We start from the raw sequence: 20,395 nt of genomic DNA, 5'->3' as shown, positions 1-20,395 counted from the left end.
GCGGGAGGCGAAGTGCATTCGCTTTCCGCCTTTTTCATTGTTTTCCCTTGGGTATTGGATCCAGTTTTATTTAAAGCGTTATAAAGTTACACTAGCTGAATCGATTTTTTAATATTAAACGGCCATCTTTTTGGCGTCATAGATAAGAGTTCTCAACTAGTTGTAATTTCTGGAAGTATTTTTACTTTTCGCCCTGTATAAAACATAAAGTCCTGCCGATATTGCTGATGAGTCCATGTCGTTTTGCTGCATGGCGTTGAAACTATCCGGTGACAGAGCCCGATAGAGAGATGGCATGGATGCTGATCGCCTCATTGTTGAGAGAGAGCTTCCCATGTCCCTACGCAATATGAATATCGCCCCTCGGGCCTTTCTCGGTTTTGCATTCATTGCATTGCTGGTGATTGTGCTGGGAGTGTTTGCGCAAACCCGCATGACGGTGATCCGTCAGGCGTCCATCGACATGCAGACCAACCAGTTGCCCAGCGTGGGTTACCTGGGCAATGTGATCGAGGGTGTGCTGCGGATGCGCATCCTGTCCTTTCGGGTCCTGACCAATCGTGAACCTGCCGCTCTGCAGGAAGCCGAAACGCGCATCGCGTTCCTGGTGGACAAGGTTCGCAAGGATCAGAAAAGTTATGCCGACCTGCCTTCCCAGGGCGAGGAACTGGCCAAGTACCGGGAGTTCTCCGCGACCCTCGAGACCTACCTGCAGGATCAGACCCGCATGATGGAGCTGTCCCGGCAGAACAAGCTCGATGAGTTGCGCAACCTGATCAATACCCAGATCAAGGCGGGGACCGATCTGATGGGCGTGCAGCTCAATCAACTGGTGGAGATCAACAAGGCCGGGGCCAAGGCCGCCTCGGACGAGGCGGGCCGTCAGTATGACAATGCCAGTACCGGCATCATCAGCGTTTCGGTGATTGCCGCCCTGATGACGGTGCTGCTGGCCTGGTTGCTGACCCGCAGTATTGTCAGCCCCTTGAAGACCGCCGTCGAAACCGCCGAGATCATTGCCGGTGGCGACCTGACCAAGCCGATCCGGATCGACGGTACGGACGAGCCGGCGCGCCTGCTGACGGCCCTGTCGAGCATGCAGGACAACCTGCGCAAGACCATCGAGCAGATTTCCGGCTCGGCCACCCAACTGGCCTCGGCGGCAGAGGAACTCAGCGCGGTGACGGAAGAGGCCTCCCGTGGCCTGCAACAGCAGAACAACGAGATCGAACAGGCGGCCACCGCAGTCAACGAAATGACCAGCGCCGTGGAAGAGGTGGCACGTAACGCGGTCTCGACGTCCGAGGCGTCCCAGCAGTCCAACCACGCCGCCCGCGACGGGCGGGATCGGGTGGTGGAGACGGTGGAAGCGATCCAGACCATGACCCATGACGTGCAGAGCACTTCGGCGTTGATCGAGGGCCTGGCCGCCCAGGGCCGGGACATCGGCCAGGTGCTGGACGTGATCAGGGCGATTGCCGAGCAGACCAACCTGCTGGCGCTCAACGCCGCCATCGAGGCGGCCCGGGCTGGCGAAGCCGGGCGTGGTTTCGCGGTGGTGGCCGACGAGGTGCGGGCCCTGGCCCATCGGACCCAGCAGTCGACCCGCGAGATCGAGCAGATGGTGGCGGGGATCCAGAACGGCACCAGTGAAGCCGTGCAGTCGATGCAGCAGAGCAACCAGCGTACCCAGGATACTCTGGAGCGGGCACGGGCGGCGGGGGTTGCGCTGGAGCAGATCACCCAGTCGATCAACCTGATCAACGAGCGCAACCTGGTGATCGCCAGTGCCTCGGAGGAGCAGGCACAGGTCTCCCGCGAGGTCGACCGCAACCTGGTGAACATCCGTGACCTGGCCTCCCAGTCGGCTGCCGGCGCCAACCAGACCAGCGCTGCCAGCCATGAGCTGTCGCGCCTGGCGGTGGACCTGAAGGCGATGGTGGCCCGTTTCGTGATCTGACGTCGCCGGCCCTGTCTGTGGGGGCCGGCTCCCGCTCGGGGTAGAGGCTTCGCGGCGCGCTCGCTCACAGGGTCAGATGGCGTCGCAACTGTGCCAGCAGCTTTTCATACAGCTGGTCCACCTCGGGCACCTGGCCCCGTGCCCGCAGGCAGCCGTGCACCAGGCCCAGGCCGACATGCAGGCTGGCGCTGCCGCCGGCCTTTTTCAGGCGCTCGAAATAGCAGACACCGTCGTCCCGCAGCGGGTCGTACTGCGCCACGGCGATGAACGCCGCGGCCAGGCCCTGGAAGTTCGTTGCCCGCAGTGGCATCGCATAGGCTTCAGGCCTGTCGCTGTCCGCCAGGTACCAGGCGTGATAGCTGCGTACATCGTCGCTGCTGAGCAACGGCGCGTCGGCGCACTCGCTACGTGAAGGCAGGCCGTCGCTGCCACCCAGTCCCGGATAGATCAGTGCCTGCAGCAGCGGTTGCGGCTCGGCGGCATCGCGTAGCGCCAGGCACACGGCGGCGGCCAGGTTGCCGCCGGCACTGTCGCCGGCGATCGCCATGCGCCGCCGGTCCACCTGCCAGGTGCCGGCCTCGGCACGCAAGCCGCGCCAGACGGCCAGGCAATCGTCGAATGCGGCCGGGTAGGGGTGCTCGGGTGCCAGCCGGTAGTCCACGGCAACCACCACGGCCTGGAGCCTGGAGGCCAGTTCGGCAGTGATGAAGTCGTGGGAGTCCAGATCACCCACCACCCAGCCACCCCCATGCAGATAGACCACGCAGGGCCAGCCATTGGCCGGGCGAGGCGAGGTCGGGCGGTACAGGCGTATCGGCACCTGGCGGATACGCTGCTCCCGGACTTCGATATCGGCCGGACGGGGCGGGGTGAAGGCCCGACACATCCGGCTGTAGCTGCGGCGCAGGCCCTGGATGCTGCTGTCCGGAGAGGTGAAACCGAGCGTCTTGCTGACGAAGGCGCTCATGCCGGGGGAAAGGCGATAGTCGGTCATTGCGCTTTCAGGCTGGCCTGCACCGTTGCCACGCCATCCCGGCCGTCGATGCTGGTGACCCCTGCCAGCCAGCGCTTGAGGTCCTCGGGATGATCACGCAGCCACTGCCGGGCGACATCCTGGGGAGCCTGGCGCTCCATGATCGGTACCATCAGCTGGCTTTCCTGGGCTGCGGTGAAGGTCAGGTTCTCCAGCAGCCGGGTCACGTTCGGGCAGCGTTGCGCATAGTCCGGGGCGGTCACGGTGGAGACGGTTGCGGCGCCTTCGTTGGGGCCGTAGACGTCCTCGCTGCCGGTCAGGTAGGCGATCTTCATGTTGATGTTCATCGGGTGCGGGGTCCAGCCGACGAAGACCACGAACTCCTTGCGGTTGATCGCCCGCTGCACCGCGGCCAGCATGCCGGCCTCTCCCGACTCCACCAGCTTGAAACCCTTGAGCCCGAAATGGTCGGTGTCGATCATGGTCTTGATCGTGGTGTTGGCGCCGCTGCCGGGTTCGATACCGTAGATCGTACCCTTGAGCTGGTCCCTGAACCTGGCGATATCACCGAAGGTCTTCAGTCCGGCGTCCGCCACGTACTGCGGTACCGCCAGGGTCGCCTGGGCGTCGGCCAGGCTGGGGCTGGCCATGACCTTGACCTGGTTGGCGCTGACGAAGGGCTCGATGTTCTTGTCCATCGCCGGCTTCCAGTAGCCGAGGAAGATGTCCAGGCGCTTGTCGCGGATGCCGGCGAAGATGATCTGCTGTACGGCGCTGGTCTGCTTGCTTTCATAGCCCAGACCGTTGAGCAGCACATCGGCCACCGCACTGGTGGCAATCACGTCGGTCCAGTTGACCACGCCCATGCGCACGTTCTTGCAGGAAGCGTCTTCGGCCGCGAAGGCCGGGTTGCCGAGCAATGCGGTGGCGCCGAGGAGCAGACAACCGTTGAACAGTCTTTTCAGGTTCGGGGTTTTCATGAGCGCTGAGTCTCGTGGCAGGTCGTTATTGTCGTGGCCGGTGTCTTCTTGCACCGTTCGGCTAAGTTACGCAGCCATTGCCTGGCAAAAGCGCACCAGGGCGACCGGCTTTTGCACTAGGGCGACTCGGACTCCATCATGCCAGCACGCTCATCCATGCCGAGGCCAGCAACAGCAACGCCATGCCGCGATTGAAACGCCGCATCGCCAGGGGCGAGCGCAGCAGTCGGGCCGAGCCGGCACCGAGCACGGCCCACAGTCCCATGCACGGCAGTGATACCAGAAAGAACACCAGGGACAAGGAGGCGACATGTGCCTGGCGTTCGGCACCGTTGCCGGCGAACACGCCGACCACCGCCAGGGCCATCATCCATACCTTGGGGTTGATCAATTGCAGGCTGGCGGCGCCCAGCAGGCCGAGACGCCGTGCCTGAGTGGCGGTGGAGTCCACGGCGTTCACCGGGGCCGTGAAGATCTGCCAGGCCAACCGGCTCAGCCAGGCCAGTCCCAGCCATTGCATCAGGCTTTGCAGCGCGGGCAGGTTGCTCAGTGACTGGCCGATTCCGCTGCCCACCAGCAGCACGATCAACGCGGCTCCGGTACCCGCACCGAGGATGATCGGCAACGCCGCCGCCACGCCGTGACGGGCGCTGTTGCTCAGCACCAGGATATTGTTCGGCCCGGGGGTGACCGAGGCGACGAAGGCGAACAGCACGAAAGGAAGCAGGTTGGGGAAAGTGGACAGCATGAAGGGCGGCTCCGCGAATGAATCGATGCAACGATCTTCGCGGTTGCCGCCTCAGGCGTCTGGAAGGTTTGAGCAGCGCTTGCGGTAGGCTGCCGGCGTCAGGCCGTAGGCCCGGACGAACCAGCGTCCGAGATGGCTCTGGTCGGAGAAGCCGAGGGTCATCGCCACCGTGGCCGGTTGTTCGCCACGGGCCAGCAGTTGCCGCGCCCGGGCCAGGCGCAATTGCACCAGGTAGGCATGGGGTGGCAGGCCGTAGGCCGACTTGAAGGCCCGGGTCAGCCGGAAGCGGTCGACACCGGTCACCGCGGCCAGGTCATCCAGGCTGACATCCAGCTGCAGGTTGGCATGCAGGTATTCCCGGGCCCGCTGTGCCACCCGCGGCAGGCGTGGGTCCTCGCGGTAGCGGGTGCGCCAGTGCAGGTGGCGGGTGAGGGCGTCGAACATCTGGTCCAGGGCGCTTTGCTGGACGATTCGCAGCTCCGGGCTGTGCATCGCCTGGAACGCCGCGCTGGTGGCCTGGGCCAGGCGACTGTCGCCAGTCGCCAGCGGTGTGGCAAAGGACAATTGGCTGTTGGCGGGCGCTTCCTGGAACAATGCGCCCAGCTCACGCTCCAGCCAGTGGGGTTCCAGGTACAGCGTCCGGTAGGTGAAGCCGCCTTCGGTGGGCGCGTCGCCGTCGTGGATTTCCCCCGGTTCGAGCATGAACACATGGCCCGGCATGCTGTGAAAGCGGGTGCGCTGGCAATTGAATTGCTGCACGCCCTGTTCGGTGACACCGATCAGGTAGGTGTCGTGCCAATGGGCGTCATAGGCGTGCCCCTTGAAGTGGGCACGGAGGGTTTCGATACCGGTATCGCGATCCTGAGTCAGGTCGATCCAGTTGTCGGCGTTGCTGGGCATGCTGTACCTGGAACATAGCTCAATCGTGCAGGATAACAGTAGGCACTGCCTGGCCAGGGCAAGTCTAGAACATCTGTGCAGCTGTCGGGGGCCTCGCGGGCATGCCATGGCGGGAATGCGGGGGCTGGACCGGTGGCGTTGAATAGTTGGATTGTCCTACAATAATAAAGGGTGAAAAATAGTAATAAGACCCATAAGTTGATAAATGACCCATTGGTCATTTAACGATGCACTTCGCTTATGCATTTTTCTCACTTGAATGTTCGCGATGTCCTGCTCATGGGGTTGGGAAACTTCTGTCAGAAAATATTTTCACAGACATAGGCAATGTTTACGGGATCTTTCCGGATTTTGGCGTTTTGATATCAAAAAAAGCGCTGGACGGTTGATTTCAAAATGTGTCAGTTTCTCGCTGCCTTCAAAAAGGGCGAGTGATAGGATGATCTCGCCAAGGGATTGTCGCTATCGGACAAAAACTGTTTCACTTGTAAACAAGGAAGTGTGTTTATGTCGAAAGTCAAAGCGAAAGCTATTGTTTCGGTAGAGTCGGCGCTGGCGGCCAGCGGTACAAGTTCCGCCTTCAACCAGATCGATAGCTTCAGCCATCAGTATGACCGCGGTGGCAATCTCACGGTCAATGGCAAACCCTCCTACTCCGTCGATCAGGCCGCCACGCAACTGCTGCGTGACGGTGCCGCCTGGCATGATCTGAACGGCAGCGGCAAGATCGAGCTGACCTATACCTTCCTGACGTCCCCGACCTCGAATTTCAGTGGTCTGGGCGTTACCGGGTTCAGTCAGTTCAGTGCCTTGCAGAAGTCGCAGGCGGTATTGGCCATGCAGTCCTGGGCCGATGTCGCCAACGTGACCTTCACCGAGGCGGCGCGGGGCGGAGATGGTCACATGACCTTCGGTAACTACAGCGCCGGTCAGGAGGGTGCGGCGGCATTCGCCTTCCTGCCGGGGACCGAGCCTGGCTACGACGGCCAGTCCTGGTACCTGACCGGCAGCGGCTACAACGTCAACAAGACGCCGGGCCTGAACAACTACGGGCGCCAGACCCTGACCCACGAGATCGGCCATACCCTGGGCCTGTCCCACCCTGGCGACTACAACGCCGGCGAGGGCAACCCGAGCTACAAGGATGCGACCTACGGGCAGGACACCCGCGGCTACAGCATCATGAGCTACTGGAGCGAAAGCAACACCAGCCAGAACTTCAGCAAGGGCGGCGTCGAGGCCTATTCGTCCGGCCCGCTGATGGACGATATCGCGGCGATCCAGAAGCTCTACGGCGCCAACTACAGCACCCGTTCCGGGGATACCACCTACGGTTTCAACTCCAACGCCGGTCGTGACTACCTGAGCGCCACCTCGTCTTCGGACAAGCTGGTGTTCTCGGTCTGGGACGGCGGCGGCAATGACACCCTGGACTTCTCCGGCTTCACCCAGAACCAGAAGATCAACCTGCATGCAGGTTCCTTCTCGGATGTGGGCGGCATGGTCGGCAACGTCTCGATTGCCCAGGGCGTAACGGTGGAGAACGCCATCGGCGGTTCGGGCAACGACCTGCTGATCGGCAACGACGTCGCCAACGAACTGCGTGGCGGTGCCGGCAACGACATCCTCTACGGGGCTGGCGGTGCGGACAAGCTGTGGGGCGGTGCCGGCAGCGACACCTTCGTGTTCGGCGCGGTTTCCGATTCGACACCGAAGGCGGCCGACCGGATCATGGATTTCGTCAGTGGCCAGGACAAGATCGACCTGTCCGGGATCACCCATGGTACGGGCCTGAACTTCGTCAACGCGTTTACCGGGCATGCCGGCGATGCGGTACTGACCTACGCCGCGGGTACCAACCTCGGCACCCTGGCGGTCGACTTCTCCGGGCACGGTGTGGCGGACTTCCTGGTCACCACGGTGGGCCAGGCGGCGGTCACGGATATCGTGGCCTGAGTCGATGAAACGGGAGGTGGCGCCTGCGCCGCCTCCTCGAATCAGAAGGTGTCGGGTGAGCGCTCGCATCGGGATTCGCCCAGATGGGCACCTTCCTGTCGATCGATGACAAGCCACTCTATTGTCAGGGGCACGCGGTCAACCAGATCACCCCTACCTGCAGGGTGCTCACCAGGCTATCGGATTCGACGCCAGCGGCCGGCGACTGGACCATGGACTTCGTCAGCGGCGAGGACCGGATCGACCTGGCCGATATAGCCGGGAGTCGCTGTTGCCTGGACAAAGGGAAATCTTGAGTGGAAAGTCTGGATGATTTAACGGTCTTGTCGACTTTTCCTCTTGGGGCTGAGCATGCTTCAGATAGCATTTTCAAAAGTTGTACGGGGCATGGACGAATGAGCGTTATTTGCAGGAGGCTTCAGGCAGGGGACAGTCCAATAGTTCGGCTTTTTATCGGTTAATTACCGGTTCGAGCAAGTTTCTCCATGCCTCAAGGATTCAGCATGACATCTACCAGCTACAATAAAGTTCTCTCTGGACAGTTTCCGTCCGAGGCCCGGCAATATACTTTGGAATCTTCCGGAAAGTTTTCCCTGACCACGTATGAGGCGGCGATGCTGCTCGCCCGTTCCAATCAGCTTTGGGCGGATCAGGATGGTAACGGCCGAATCGACCTGACCTACCAGTTTCTCACCGCACCCAATCCGGCCTTCGTTGGAATGCGCCTGGATGGATTCAGTGAGTTCAATGCGCAGCAGAAGGCGCAGGCGAAACTGGCCATGCAGACCTGGGCGGATGTGACCAATGTGACCTTCACCGAGGCCCAGGCGGGTGGGGAGGGGCAAATGAGCTTTGGCAATTTCAGCGATGGCATGCACGGTGCCACGGCATTCGCCTTCCTGCCCAACAGCCACCCCATCCTTGACGGCCAGTCCTGGTACCGGGTGCCCAGCGACGATACCTGGTCCGGATGGCTGCGTAGCCGCACCTCTGGCGACGGGCCCAACCAGGCGCCGGTGATGGGCAGCGCTGGCCGATTCGCCCTGGTTCACGAAATCGGTCATACCCTGGGCCTGGACCACCCCGGTGACTACAACTCCCGGGAAGATACCTGGCTCGACTGGCTGTGGAATCGGATCAGCGGCGACGATGACTACGGGCTGAAGGCCGATGTGGTCGAGGATTCCGTCGGCTACACCCTGATGAGCTATTGGAGTGAAACCAATACCGGACAGGATTTCGCCAAGGACGACGCGTATGTCTACCCTTCGGCGCCGCAGTTGCACGATATTGCGGCGATCCAGAAACTCTACGGCCCCAACTTCAGCACCCGCGCCGGTGACACCACCTATGGCTTCAACTCCAATACCGACCGCGATTACCTGACCGCCACCTCATCCGCGGACAAGCTGGTGTTTTCGGTCTGGGATGGCGGTGGCAATGACACCCTGGACTTCTCCGGTTTCACCCAGGACCAGGAGATCAACCTGAATGAGGGGGCGTTTTCCGACGTGGGCGGCCTGCGTGGCAATGTTTCCATCGCCCATGGCGTTGCTATCGAGAACGCCATGGGCGGTTCGGGCAAGGACCTGCTGGTCGGCAACGAACTGGGCAACCAGTTGCGCGGTGGTGCCGGCGACGACGTTCTCAAGGGCGGCGGTGGTGCGGATGAACTTTGGGGCGGTGCCGGCAAGGATAGCTTCATGTTCTCCGCCGTCTCCGATTCGACGCCGCAGGCCTCTGACCGGATCATGGATTTCACCACGGGTCAGGACGAGATCAGCCTGGCCGGGATGACCCGCGGTTCGGGCCTGAACTTCGTCAGTGCCTTCAGTGGCAATGCCCGGGAGGCGGTACTGGCCTATGACGAGAGCACCCACCAGGGCACCCTGGCGATCGACTTCGCGGGGCGGGGCCTGGCGGATTTTCAGATCATCACGGTCGGTCGGATGGCCGTCACGGATATCGTGGCCTGATGCCCTGCCTTGAGGATTTTGCGTGACAACGATCAATTCCCCTATCACCAGCGGCAAGCCGAGCTATTCCGTGGACCAGGCGGCGCAGCAGCTCACCCGTAGCGGCCAGTCCTGGAAGGACAAGGACGGCAACGGTACCGTCGAACTGACGTTCGCCTTCCCGGACACGCCGCCCTCGAACTTCGTCGAGCTCAAGGTCGACCACGGTCTCGGCGGCTTCGGCCAGTTCAGCGCGTTGCAGCAGGCGCAGGCGGTGCTGGCCCTGCAATCCTGGGCGGATGTCGCCAACCTGAGCTTCGCCGAGGCGCCGAGCGGTGGTGAAGGGCACCTGAGCTTTGGCAACTACGAGGTCGGCCCGGCGGGCAGCGCGGCGTTCGCCTATGCGCCAGGGTCCGATCCCGACTACGACGGCCAGTCGTGGTACCTGGTCAGCGACAGCTACGACCTCAACAGTGCACCCGGCCTGAACAACTATGGGCGCATGTCGCTGGTCCATGAGATCGGCCATACCCTGGGGCTGTCCCACCCCAGTGACTACGGGGCGAATGTGGACCAGCCGAGCTACCGGGATGCCGGCTACGTGCAGGACACGCTGGGTTACAGCATCATGAGCTACTTCAGCGAAAGCAACACCGGGCAGGACTTCGTCAAGAACGGCGCCGAACACTATTCATCCGCGCCGTTGCGCGACGATATCGCGGCGATCCAGAAACTCTACGGGGCCAACTACAGTACCCGCGCCGATGACACCGTCTACGGTTTCAACTCCAACACCGGCCGTGACTACCTCAGTGCCCACTCGTCTGCCGATGCCCTGGTGTTCTCGGTGTGGGATGGGGGTGGCAATGACACCCTGGACTTCTCCGGTTTCACCCAGGACCAGGAAATCAACCTGCGGGCCGGTTCGTTCTCCGATGTGGGTGGCCTGCGGGGCAATGTCTCGATTGCCCACGGCGTCACCCTCGAGAATGCCATGGGCGGTTCGGGCCACGATGTACTGATCGGCAATGACGTAGCCAACGAACTGCGTGGCGGCGCTGGCAGCGATATCCTCCATGGCGGTGGCGGTGCGGATCGCCTCTGGGGCGGCGAGGGCAACGACATCTTCGTGTTCGGCGCCATCACCGACTCGACGCCGCAGGCCTCTGATCGGATCATGGATTTTGTCAGCGGCCAGGACCAGATCGGTCTGGGCAGGCTGACCCAGGGGACCGGCCTGAGTTTCGTCGACGCATTTACCGGACGGGCCGGCGAGGCGGTGTTGAGTCATGACGCCGACACCGACCTGGGCACCTTGGCCATCGACTTTTCCGGGCGGGGCCTGGCGGATTTCCAGGTTGTCACCGTAGGGCGGATGGCGGTCACGGATATTCTGGTCTGACGGTATCAAACGCACGAGCAAGGAACGCATGCAAGACCACCACCGGCCCGCCAGCGGGCCCATCACTCGAAAACGCAGGGGGGCCTGGCTGCTGGCCCTGTCACTTACTTTCATGGGAGAAGCCGTCATGGCCAGTAGTTTGGTGTTACCCAGCCGCGAATCGCTCGCGGGCCAATGGCAGTTGTCCAGCAGTGCAAGCCCGGCGCGGACCTGCGTGCTGGAGCTGGCGGCCCAGCCGCCGATACTGACGGGCGACCTGGAATGCGCCACCGAGCTGCTCGGCGAGCGCCCCAGCGGCTGGGAGCCGACCCCGGATGGCCTGTGGCTGTTCGATCAGCAGGGCAGCGGCCTGGTGCACCTGAACCGGGATGGCGCGGGTTATTCGGTGTCACGCCAGCAAGGTGAGCTGACCCTCGGCAGAAAGAGCCGCGACTGAGTTTCGGCAAGCGCGGGTGACCGCCAGCCCAAGACAGCCGTACACAAGAGTCCGCCCGATACCACCTTTCGTTGGTGAAGCGCTCTTGTCGCTTTACCTATTGATTTTTAAGGAAATGATATGTCTTTGTTTATCCTCAATCCCTTTTCTCCCAAGCAGGATGCGCCCCATGACCCGCTTGTCAACTTCAACGGCACGACCGGCAACGACTACATCGTCGGTAATGCCCAGGACAATCGTATCGTCGGCGGCGGTGGTCATGACTTGTTGCTCGGCGGCGCTGGCAACGACATGCTGAAGGCGGGCCATAAGGCCAGTTCCCTCTACGGGGGCGCCGGTGACGACCTCCTGATCGGCGGCCGCGGTTCCGACCACCTCAATGGTGGCGACGGCGAGGATCGTCTCAATGGCCGGGCCGGCGACGACATCCTCGTCGGGGGCCCCGGGCTTGACTGGCTGGTGGGCGGCCCCGGTCGGGATACCTTCCTGTATCGCGATATCAGCGACTCGATCCCGGAGAGTGCCGACTGGATCGTCGACTTCGTCAGCGGCAAGGACAAGATCGATCTGAGTGCTCTCACCCACGGCTCGGGCCTGACCTATGTCGAGAAGTTCACCGGGCAGGCCCGTGAGGCGGTGCTGGGGTATGACCTGACGGTCGACTTCGATGGGGACGGCGTGGCCGATTTCCGGGTCATGACCGTCGGGCAGGCGGTGCAGACGGATATCGTCGCCTGAGTCTGGGAAAGGAGGCAGCCTGATGGCTGCCTCTGTCCGTTGGATGGCGAATCCATCGCCTCGGGAACAGGACCATTGCCTGTTTTGAATCCACTTCAGTGATAGGCAGAGATCCTTGCGGGTCTCACGAATTTCGAGAATCAAAAAATCAGGGACGATAAATGAAATCGTTGAAGATGATTTCGGGTACACCCTTGTTCCGCGTACTGGGTGACTACAAGAGCATATTGATCAGCGTCGGTTGTTTCACCGCCCTGATCAATCTGCTGATGCTGGTCCCGTCGATCTACATGCTGCAGGTTTACGACCGGGTACTGACGTCGCAGAACGAAACCACCCTGGTGATGCTGACGCTGATGGTGGTGGGCTTCTTCGCCTTCATCGGGGTGCTGGAAACCATCCGCAGTTTCATCGTGATCCGCATCGGTAGCCAGCTCGAACGGCAGTTCAACCTGCGGGTGTACAAGGCGGCCTTCGAACGCAACCTGTTTCGCGGCGAGGGGCATGCCGGCCAGGCCCTGGGCGACCTGACCCATATCCGCCAGTTTCTCACGGGGCCCGCGTTGTTCGCGTTCTTCGACGCGCCGTGGTTTCCCCTCTACCTGCTGGTGATCTTCCTGTTCAACCCGTGGCTCGGAGTGTTTGCCAGCGTGGGCGCGGTACTGCTGATCGCGCTGGCCTGCCTCAACGAGTGGCTGACCCGCAAACCCCTGGCCGAAGCCAGTGGCTATTCGCAGAAATCCAGCCAGTTGGCCACCAGCCATTTGCACAATGCCGAGACCATCCAGGCCATGGGCATGCTCGGGGCCCTGCGTCGACGCTGGTTCCAGGTGCACTCGCGGTTTCTCGCGCGGCAGAACCAGGCCAGTGATACCGGCGCCCTGGTGACTTCGCTGAGCAAGTCGCTGCGCCTGTGCCTGCAATCGCTGGTACTGGGCCTGGGCGCCTTGCTGGTGATCAAGGGCGACATGAGCTCCGGGATGATGATCGCCGGCTCGATCCTGATGGGGCGCGTCCTGAGCCCCATCGACCAGTTGATCGCCGTCTGGAAGCAGTGGAGCGCGGCCAAGCTGGCCTACCGGCGGCTCGACGAACTGCTGCGCGAGTTTCCCCAGGGCGAGCCCGCCATGAGCCTGCCCGAGCCCAAGGGGCGGGTGGCGTTCGAGCAGGTCAGCGCCGGGCCCCCGGGGCGGCGCGGGGCCACCTTGCACCATGTCAGCTTTGCCATCGAGGCCGGTGAGGTGCTGGGCGTACTGGGCGCCTCGGGGTCGGGCAAGTCCACCCTGGCACGGGTGCTGGTGGGGGTCTGGCCAACCCTGGCGGGCGTGGTGCGCCTGGACGGCGCGGATATCCATCGCTGGGACCGCGATGAACTCGGCCCGCACATTGGCTACCTGCCGCAATCGATCGAACTGTTCAGTGGCACGGTGGCCGAGAACATCGCCCGTTTCAGCGAGGCCGACCCGCAAAAGGTGGTGGCTGCCGCGGTACAGGCCGGTGTTCATGAACTGATCCTGCGCCTGCCCCAGGGCTACGACACCCTGCTGGGCGACGATGGCTGCGGCCTGTCCGGTGGGCAGAAACAGCGGGTGGCCCTGGCCCGGGCGCTGTATGGCGGCCCTCGGCTGGTGATCCTCGACGAGCCGAACTCCAACCTCGACGCGGTCGGCGAGGCGGCGCTCACCGCGGCCATCGCCCAGCTCAAGGCCCAGGGCAGCAGTGTGATCCTGGTGACCCACCGGACCACGTCCCTGGCCCAGACCGACAAGCTGCTGGTGCTCAACGAGGGGCGGATGCAGGCCTTCGGGCCCAGCGCCGAGGTGCTCAAGGCTCTGGCCGGCAACGCGCAACCGGCGGCTGCCGCGGTGGCCGAAGCCCCGCGCGAGCCATCCCCAACTCCGGCCGGGCTCAGCCTGAGCCGGCAATACGGTGCAGCGACACGCAGGAGTGGAGCATGAGCCAGGACAGCCTGATGCAACACGATGAACCCCACGAGCGCCAGGAGCGCGATGCCCGCTTCTTTGTCCGCGCCGGCTGGTGGCTGGCGCTGCTGGGTGCCGGCAGCTTCTTCGCCTGGGCGGCCCTGGCGCCGCTGGACCAGGGCATTGCGGTCCAAGGGACCGTGGTGGTCTCCGGCAAGCGCAAGGCGGTGCAGTCCCTCGGCGGTGGGGTGGTCGAGCGGATCCTGGTGCACGAGGGGCAGTTGGTCCGCCAGGGGCAGCCGCTGTTTCGCCTCGATCAGACCCAGCGCTCGGCCGATGTCCAGTCCCTGCGCGCGCAGTACCGGGTGGCCTGGGCCAGCCAGGCGCGCTGGCAGAGCGAGCGGGACAACCTGGAGCGGGTGAACTTCCCGGATGAGCTGACCGCCGATACCGACCCGCAACTGGGCCTGGTGCTCGAAGGTCAGCGGCAGTTGTTCAGCAGCCGGCGCGAGGCGTTTGCCCGCGAACAGGCCGGTATTCGTGCCGCCATCGAGGGCGCTGGTGCGCAACTGGCCGGCATGCGTCGGGCCCGCGCCGACATGAACGCCCGCGCCGACTCCCTGCGACGTCAACTGGACAACCTGCGGCCGCTGGCCGAGAACGGCTATATCCCGGCCAACCGCCTGCTGGAGTACGAGCGGCAACTGTCCCAGGTGCAGCAGGACCTGGCGCAGAACAGCGGTGAGAGCGGGCGGGTCGAGCAGGGCATTCTCGAGTCGCGATTGAAGCTTTCGCAGCACGCCGAGGAATACCAGAAGGAGGTGCGCAGCCAGCTGGCCGAGGCCCAGCTCAAGACCCTGACCCTGGAACAGCAACTGACCTCGGCCCGTTTCGAACTGCAGCACAGCGAAATCAGCGCACCGGCCGAAGGTATCGCGGTGAACCTGGGGGTGCATACCGAAGGTGCGGTGGTGCGTGCCGGCGACACCCTGGTGGAGATCGTCCCACAGGGCGAACGCCTGGAGGTGGAGGGGCGGTTGCCGGTCCACCTGGTGGACAAGGTCGGCACGGCATTGCCGGTGGACATCCTGTTCACCGCCTTCAACCAGAATCGCACGCCGCGGGTCAGCGGTGCGGTGAGCCTGATTTCCGCCGACCAGTTGCTCGATGAAAAAAGTGGTACGCCGTATTACGTACTGCGCAGTTCGGTCAGCGACCTGGCCCTGGAGAAACTCAACGGGCTGGTGATCAAGCCGGGCATGCCGGCGGAAATGTTCGTGCGCACCGGTGAGCGGTCGTTGCTCAACTATCTGTTCAAGCCCCTGATGGACCGTGCGGGCTCTGCGTTGACCGAGGAGTAGTATGTTGCGCCTGATGACCAAACCGCTGTGTGTGGCGGCTGCGTTGCTGTTGTTTTCCCTCGATTGCCAGGCCATGGGGCCGTTCCAGGTCTATGAGCAGGCGCTGCGCAACGACCCGGTGTTCCTCGGCGCGCTCAAGGAGCGCGATGCCGGCCAGGAAAACCGTGCCATTGGCCGCGCCGGCCTGCTGCCGCGGCTGTCCTACAACTACAACCAGGGCCGCAACGACTCTCGGGTCACCTACCTCAACGAACGCGGCAATTTCCATGAGGACCGCAACTACACCAGTTCCGGCTCCACCCTGACCCTGCAGCAGCCGCTGATCGACTACGAGGCCTATGCCAACTATCGCAAGGGCGTGGCCCAGGCGCTGTTTGCCGACGAAACCTTTCGCGGCAAGAGCCAGGAACTGCTGGTTCGGGTGCTGACCTACTACACCCAGGCGCTGTTCGCCGAGGACCAGATCCAGATCGCCAGGGCCCGGAAGAAGGCTCTCGACGAACAGTTCCAGCAGAACACGCAGCTGTTCCGCCGGGGCGAGGGCACCCGCACCGACATCCTCGAGTCGCAGGCGCGCTATGAACTGGCCACGGCCGAGGAGATCGAGGCCCGCGATGCGCAGGATGCGGCGTTGCGCGAGCTGGGAGCGCTGATCGGCGTGCCGACGGTCGACGTCGCCGAGCTGGCGCCGCTGGCGCAGGGGTTCGAGTCGTTTCCACTGGAGCCGGCCAACTTCGCCACCTGGCATGAGCTGGCCCTGAGCAACAACCCGACGCTGGCTTCCCAGCGCCAGGCGGTGGAGGTGGCGCACTACGAAGTGGAGCGCAACCGCGCCGGGCACCTGCCCAAGCTCAATGCCTATGCCAGCCTGCGCAAGAGCGAGTCCGACAGCGGCAACACCTACAACCAGCGTTACGACACCAACACCGTCGGCTTCGAGGTCAGCGTGCCGTTGTTCGCCGGTGGCGGGGTGTCCGCCTCGGTTCGCCAGGCCAGTGCCAACCTGGAACAGGCCGAATACGAACTCGATGGCAAGACCCGCGAAACCCTGATCGAGCTGCGGCGCCAGTACAACGCCTGCCAGTCGGGGGCGAGCAAGCTGCGCGCCTACCGCAAGGCGCTGGCTTCGGCCGAGTCGCTGGTGCTCTCCACCCGGCAAAGCATCCTCGGCGGCGAGCGGGTCAACCTCGACCTGCTCAACGCCGAACAACAGCTCTACAGCACCCGTCGGGACATGGCGCAGGCGCGCTATGACTACCTGATGGCCTGGACCCGATTGCATTACTACGCCGGCACGCTGCGCGAAACCGACCTGGCCAGGGTCGATGAGGCTTTCGTGGCGCCGGCGGCCGTTCACTGACTTCCGTTGCAGGCTTTCTCGACAATTTCAACAACAGAGAGGCAATACCATGGGTGTTTTTGACTATGAAAATGCGGGTTCCACTGTCTCCAAGGCGCTGTACGCTGACGCGATGGCGATCACCTTGTATTCCTACCATAACATCGACAACGGCCTGGCCGTCGGTTACCAGCAGCACGGCTTCGGCCTCGGCCTGCCGGCGACGCTGGTCAAGGCGCTGATCGGTGGCACGGACGCCCAGGGCGTAATTCCCGGCGTGCCCTGGAACCCCGATTCGGAGAAGGCGGCGCTGGCGGCGGTGAAGGCTGCCGGCTGGACGCCGATCAGCGCCAGCCAGCTGGGTTACGCCGGCAAGACCGATGGCCGGGGTACCTTCTACGGCGAAAAGGCCGGCTACACCACCGCTCAGGCGGAAGTGCTCGGCAAGTACGACGCCGAGGGCCACCTGACCTCCATCGGCATCGCCTTTCGCGGCACCAGCGGCCCGCGGGAAACCGTGATCACTGACACCATCGGTGATGCGATCAATGACCTGCTGGCGGCCATCGGCCCCAAGGACTACGCGAAAAACTACAGCGCCAATGCCTTCTCCGGCCTGCTCGACAGCGTCGCCGCCTTTGCCCGGGCCAACGGCCTGGGCGGCAAGGATGTGCTGGTCAGCGGGCACAGCCTGGGCGGGCTGGCGGTCAACAGCCTGGCGGACCTGGGTGCGGGCCAGTGGGGCGGTTTCTACAAGGATGCCAGCTACATCGCCTTCGCCTCGCCGACCCAGAGCGGCGCGGGCACCCATGTGTTGAACATCGGCTATGAAAACGATCCGGTGTTCCGGGCCCTCGACGGCTCCAGCCTAACCCTGGCGACCCTCGGCGTGCATGACGCTTACAAGGCTTCGGCGACCAACAACATCGTCAACTTCAACGACCACTACGCGTCCGATGCCTGGAACGCCATGCCGTTCTCCATCGGCAACATCGCCACCTGGCTGTCGCATCTGCCGACCGCCTATGGCAACGGCATGCAACGGATAGTCGATTCGTCGTTCTACGACCTGACCGGCAGGAACTCGACCATCGTCGTCAGCAACCTGTCGGATCCGGCGCGGGACAAGACCTGGGTGCAGGACCTCAACCGCAACGCCGAGGCCCATAGCGGCACCACCTTCATCATCGGCAGCGAGGCCAGCGACCTGCTCAAGGGCGGGCGCGGCAACGACTATCTCGAAGGGGGCGGCGGCGATGACAGGTTCCGCGACGACGGCGGCTACAACATCATTCTCGGTGGCAAGGGCCATAACACCCTTGACCTGCAGAAGCCTCTCGACAGCGTCGAGATCGCCAATGACGGCCAGGGCACGCTGTATCTTCGCGATGCCCAGGGCGGGATCACCATTGCCAGGGATATCGGCACGCTGGTCAGCAGCGAACCGCACCTGGTGTTCCTGTCCCGGGACGTGGCCCACAAGGTCGCTGACCAGAGCCTGTCCGGCGGCCAGTATGTCGCTTCGCAGGTGGGCGGCGCCGGGGCGGACACCCTGACCGCGACGGCTTCGGGTGAATGGTTGCTGGGCAATGGCGGCAACGATCACCTGATCGGCGCGGCCAAGGGCGGCAATCTGTTCATCGGCGGGGCGGGCAATGACCTGATGGAGGCGCGGGGCGGGGGTAACACCTTCCTGTTCAACGGTGCCTTTGGCCAGGACCGCATCAGCGGCTTCCAGTCTTCGGACAAGCTGGTGTTCATGGGCTATGCCGATACCCAGGGGCACAACGTTCTTGAACATGCCAAGGTGGTCGGCAATGACACCGTACTCAGCTTTGGCGCTGATTCGGTGACCTTGGTGGGGGTTGGGCTGGATACGCTCAAAGGCGCCAGTGTGGTGATCGCCTGAGGGTAGTCGGCTGGTGTCGTCTGGCCGCCTGCGGCGGTTCGCGGGCAAGCCACGCTCCTACAGGATGGTGCCGTACGCCAATGCCGCGTTCGGTATCGATCCCCCGTAGGAGCCGGGCTTGCCCGCGAACCGCCAGGAGCGGCCAGGCGACTCCGTATCAGGGCTGCTTGAGCAGCACGAAATCATTCTTGTCGAACCGCCCACTCAACACCGGCACCAGCGCCCCGACCGGCGTACCCTGCAGCTTCTGGTAATCCTGCCTGTCCATCACCAGCCACGCCGGCCCGCTCACCGCCTGCAACTGCTGCGGCGTATCGGTGAACAGCGGTTGCAGATCCTCGTCCAGGTTGACCATGAACTTGATTGCCTTCGCGTCCTTGCCCATGGCGTGCAGCACCACGGGCGCCGGCGCCTGATGGATCAACTGTTGGGCCGCCCGGGTAAATGTCCGGGTGTCATAGGCCGTCCGCTCGACCGGCTCGACGACCAGGATGTAGCTCGACCACATCGCCAATACCGCACAGGCCGCCAGGCCGATGGCACGCCAGCGGGTCTTGAACAGCATCACCACGGCAATGACCTGCAGGGCACCCACCAGCCAGGGGGCGATGCCCAGTGTCGGCAGTTCCTCGGGAAAGCGTCGATGCAGCAGGATCATCCCGCCGATCAGCAGCCCCGGCAGCAGCAGCCAGAGGCCCTGGATCAGTCCGCGCAGCCAAGCGAACAGCCGCCCCTGGCCGGCCTGGAACGCAAAGGCCGCGACGATGGCGATCATCGGCGCCATCGGCAGGATGTAGCGGGCCTTCTTCGCCTGCGGTACCGACAGCCCGAGCATCACGATCAGGCCGGCGGCCAGGCAATAGAGCATCAGTTGCAGCGCCGGCCCACGTTGCTGGCGACCACCGGCGAAGAGTGCCACCACCACCAGGGCCGCCAGCGGATAGGCCAGGGCGTAGTTGCCGAACGAACTGCCGAAGTAATACAGCAGGCCACTGGAGCCTTCGCTGCCATCCATGCGGCCGGTGAACTGCATGCGGATCACTTCATGGAGGAAGACGCTGCCGCCATCCAGCCAAGCCAGCCATAGCAGTAGTGCGATACAGACCGCCAGCAGGCCCAGGGCCTGGAAGCCGAAGACGAACAGGCGTCGCCACTGGCCGCCCAGCAGGTAGTAGCTGCAGAGCATGCCGGTGGGGATCACCAGGCCGATCGGTCCGCGGATGGCGAAGCCCAGCACCAGCAGGGCGAGTATCCAGCCATGGCGTTTCGTTGCGGCGAAATGATCGGCGGCGTAGCCCAGGTAGAACACCGAGAAGCCGACGGCGGCCAGCAGCAGATCCAGCGAGACGGCACGTGTCTCGGTGATGAAGGTGTTGCTCAACAACAGCAGGGCGATGCTCAGCAGTGCCCAGCGCGGGGAGTGGGGGGCGACCAGCCGGTACATCAGCACCACGATCCAGGCCGCTGCCAGGGCACTGGGCAGCCACGCCGCCAGGGCATTGACGGTGCCGAAGGGCAGGGCGAACAGCCAGACCAGCACGGTCGAGAAGGCCGAGTAGTCGGGGTAGGGCTCGCCGTAGGTGGTGGGGAAGAAGCCCGGGCCGTGGCGCAGCATTTCCTGGGCGAACAGGACGAAGCGCGAATCGAAGCCGATGGCCGCCTGCTGGTGAACCCCGGCGAGGAACAGCAGCAGGGCGAGCAGGCCCAGGCCCAGGGACTGACGATTGAGGGTGGCGCGGGAGGTCAATGTCACAACGAAGTCCTTGTGAAAGGAGGATGACACCGTTTTGAGGACGCGAAGGAAGTCTGTAGGAGC

At 63.5% G+C, this 20,395-nt stretch carries 16 protein-coding genes and 1 pseudogene; 12 read left to right on the top strand and 5 right to left on the bottom strand.

All coding sequences use genetic code 11. The features are described from left to right. Positions 1–295: 295 nt before the first annotated feature. Together ACM62G_RS28780 and ACM62G_RS28775 are read left to right on the top strand one after the other, a co-directional pair. Positions 296–1,102, top strand: a pseudogene (locus ACM62G_RS28780) (MCP four helix bundle domain-containing protein); the annotation flags it as partial. Then, positions 1,097–1,960, top strand: coding sequence for a methyl-accepting chemotaxis protein (locus ACM62G_RS28775; protein ID WP_416773487.1), 864 nt, complete (start codon positions 1,097–1,099; stop codon positions 1,958–1,960). The pseudogene ACM62G_RS28780 and the gene ACM62G_RS28775, both read left to right, overlap by 6 nt. A 64-nt stretch (positions 1,961–2,024) precedes the next feature. Here the strand turns inward: ACM62G_RS28775 and ACM62G_RS28770 are convergent, their stop codons facing one another. From ACM62G_RS28770 to ACM62G_RS28755, 4 genes are all read right to left on the bottom strand, one after another. Then, a complete protein-coding gene (locus ACM62G_RS28770; RefSeq protein WP_419736204.1) occupies positions 2,025–2,954 on the bottom strand; it encodes an alpha/beta hydrolase in 930 nt (309 codons plus the stop codon). Next, positions 2,951–3,898 (bottom strand): choline ABC transporter substrate-binding protein, encoded by a 948-nt coding sequence (locus ACM62G_RS28765; protein WP_419737576.1) that lies wholly within the window; start codon positions 3,896–3,898, stop codon positions 2,951–2,953. Before ACM62G_RS28765 ends, ACM62G_RS28770 begins: the two co-directional genes overlap by 4 nt. A 151-nt stretch (positions 3,899–4,049) precedes the next feature. Then, complete coding sequence (locus ACM62G_RS28760) at positions 4,050–4,661, bottom strand: LysE family translocator (protein WP_419736203.1); 612 nt, start codon at positions 4,659–4,661, stop codon at positions 4,050–4,052. Positions 4,662–4,712: 51 nt separating this feature from the next. Next, positions 4,713–5,561, bottom strand: coding sequence for an AraC family transcriptional regulator (locus ACM62G_RS28755; protein WP_273820709.1), 849 nt, complete (start codon positions 5,559–5,561; stop codon positions 4,713–4,715). 507 nt (positions 5,562–6,068) lie between these two features. Between ACM62G_RS28755 and ACM62G_RS28750 the strand changes: the two genes are divergently transcribed. The 10 genes from ACM62G_RS28750 to ACM62G_RS28705 all read left to right on the top strand — a co-directional run bounded on the left by ACM62G_RS28750 (position 6,069) and on the right by ACM62G_RS28705 (position 18,579). Next, on the top strand, positions 6,069–7,517 hold the full coding sequence (locus tag ACM62G_RS28750) for a serralysin family metalloprotease (RefSeq protein ID WP_054059348.1): 1,449 nt from the start codon (positions 6,069–6,071) through the stop codon (positions 7,515–7,517). Between the two features lie 83 nt (positions 7,518–7,600). Then, entirely contained in the window at positions 7,601–7,813 is a 213-nt protein-coding gene (locus ACM62G_RS28745) for a M10 family metallopeptidase C-terminal domain-containing protein (protein WP_273820710.1), read from the top strand. 189 nt (positions 7,814–8,002) lie between these two features. Then, positions 8,003–9,493, top strand: a complete 1,491-nt coding sequence (locus ACM62G_RS28740; RefSeq protein WP_419736202.1) for a serralysin family metalloprotease — start codon at positions 8,003–8,005, stop codon at positions 9,491–9,493. A gap of 22 nt (positions 9,494–9,515) precedes the next feature. Beyond that, positions 9,516–10,874 (top strand): serralysin family metalloprotease, encoded by a 1,359-nt coding sequence (locus ACM62G_RS28735; protein ID WP_419736201.1) that lies wholly within the window; start codon positions 9,516–9,518, stop codon positions 10,872–10,874. A 127-nt stretch (positions 10,875–11,001) separates the two neighbouring features. Then, entirely contained in the window at positions 11,002–11,310 is a 309-nt protein-coding gene (locus ACM62G_RS28730; RefSeq protein WP_419736200.1) for an AprI/Inh family metalloprotease inhibitor, read from the top strand. Positions 11,311–11,430: 120 nt separating this feature from the next. Beyond that, positions 11,431–12,048, top strand: a complete 618-nt coding sequence (locus ACM62G_RS28725) for a M10 family metallopeptidase C-terminal domain-containing protein (RefSeq protein ID WP_419736199.1) — start codon at positions 11,431–11,433, stop codon at positions 12,046–12,048. Between the two features lie 161 nt (positions 12,049–12,209). Then, the gene (locus ACM62G_RS28720) at positions 12,210–14,006 is read left to right on the top strand and encodes a type I secretion system permease/ATPase (RefSeq protein WP_273820714.1); all 1,797 of its coding nucleotides are present in this window, start codon (positions 12,210–12,212) and stop codon (positions 14,004–14,006) included. Continuing rightward, on the top strand, positions 14,003–15,331 hold the full coding sequence (locus tag ACM62G_RS28715; RefSeq protein WP_419736198.1) for an HlyD family type I secretion periplasmic adaptor subunit: 1,329 nt from the start codon (positions 14,003–14,005) through the stop codon (positions 15,329–15,331). The genes ACM62G_RS28720 and ACM62G_RS28715 overlap by 4 nt, the downstream gene beginning before the upstream one ends. 1 nt (position 15,332) lies before the next feature. Next, a complete protein-coding gene (locus tag ACM62G_RS28710; RefSeq protein ID WP_419736197.1) occupies positions 15,333–16,691 on the top strand; it encodes a TolC family outer membrane protein in 1,359 nt (452 codons plus the stop codon). A gap of 49 nt (positions 16,692–16,740) precedes the next feature. Further along, on the top strand, positions 16,741–18,579 hold the full coding sequence (locus ACM62G_RS28705; RefSeq protein WP_419736196.1) for a polyurethanase: 1,839 nt from the start codon (positions 16,741–16,743) through the stop codon (positions 18,577–18,579). Positions 18,580–18,736: 157 nt separating this feature from the next. Here ACM62G_RS28705 and ACM62G_RS28700 read toward each other — a convergent pair whose 3' ends face one another. Continuing rightward, entirely contained in the window at positions 18,737–20,332 is a 1,596-nt protein-coding gene (locus tag ACM62G_RS28700; protein ID WP_419736195.1) for an ArnT family glycosyltransferase, read from the bottom strand. Positions 20,333–20,395 lie beyond the last annotated feature (63 nt).

This window comes from Pseudomonas sp. COR18 (genome assembly GCF_048568395.1).
GTDB classification, from domain to species: domain Bacteria; phylum Pseudomonadota; class Gammaproteobacteria; order Pseudomonadales; family Pseudomonadaceae; genus Aquipseudomonas; species Aquipseudomonas fuscovaginae_B.
The sequence above is the reverse complement of the archived record's forward strand: the minus strand, read 5'-3'. Positions and strand labels throughout refer to the sequence as shown.

Coding starts and splice junctions, on each gene's coding strand:
- ACM62G_RS28775 (WP_416773487.1), top strand. CDS start 1,097: ATGCAGGACAACCTGCGCAAGACCATCGAGCAGATTTCCGGCTCGGCC.
- ACM62G_RS28770 (WP_419736204.1), bottom strand. CDS start 2,954: ATGACCGACTATCGCCTTTCCCCCGGCATGAGCGCCTTCGTCAGCAAG.
- ACM62G_RS28760 (WP_419736203.1), bottom strand. CDS start 4,661: ATGCTGTCCACTTTCCCCAACCTGCTTCCTTTCGTGCTGTTCGCCTTC.
- ACM62G_RS28755 (WP_273820709.1), bottom strand. CDS start 5,561: ATGCCCAGCAACGCCGACAACTGGATCGACCTGACTCAGGATCGCGAT.
- ACM62G_RS28750 (WP_054059348.1), top strand. CDS start 6,069: ATGTCGAAAGTCAAAGCGAAAGCTATTGTTTCGGTAGAGTCGGCGCTG.
- ACM62G_RS28745 (WP_273820710.1), top strand. CDS start 7,601: ATGGGCACCTTCCTGTCGATCGATGACAAGCCACTCTATTGTCAGGGG.
- ACM62G_RS28740 (WP_419736202.1), top strand. CDS start 8,003: ATGCCTCAAGGATTCAGCATGACATCTACCAGCTACAATAAAGTTCTC.
- ACM62G_RS28730 (WP_419736200.1), top strand. CDS start 11,002: ATGGCCAGTAGTTTGGTGTTACCCAGCCGCGAATCGCTCGCGGGCCAA.
- ACM62G_RS28725 (WP_419736199.1), top strand. CDS start 11,431: ATGTCTTTGTTTATCCTCAATCCCTTTTCTCCCAAGCAGGATGCGCCC.
- ACM62G_RS28720 (WP_273820714.1), top strand. CDS start 12,210: ATGAAATCGTTGAAGATGATTTCGGGTACACCCTTGTTCCGCGTACTG.
- ACM62G_RS28715 (WP_419736198.1), top strand. CDS start 14,003: ATGAGCCAGGACAGCCTGATGCAACACGATGAACCCCACGAGCGCCAG.
- ACM62G_RS28710 (WP_419736197.1), top strand. CDS start 15,333: ATGTTGCGCCTGATGACCAAACCGCTGTGTGTGGCGGCTGCGTTGCTG.
- ACM62G_RS28705 (WP_419736196.1), top strand. CDS start 16,741: ATGGGTGTTTTTGACTATGAAAATGCGGGTTCCACTGTCTCCAAGGCG.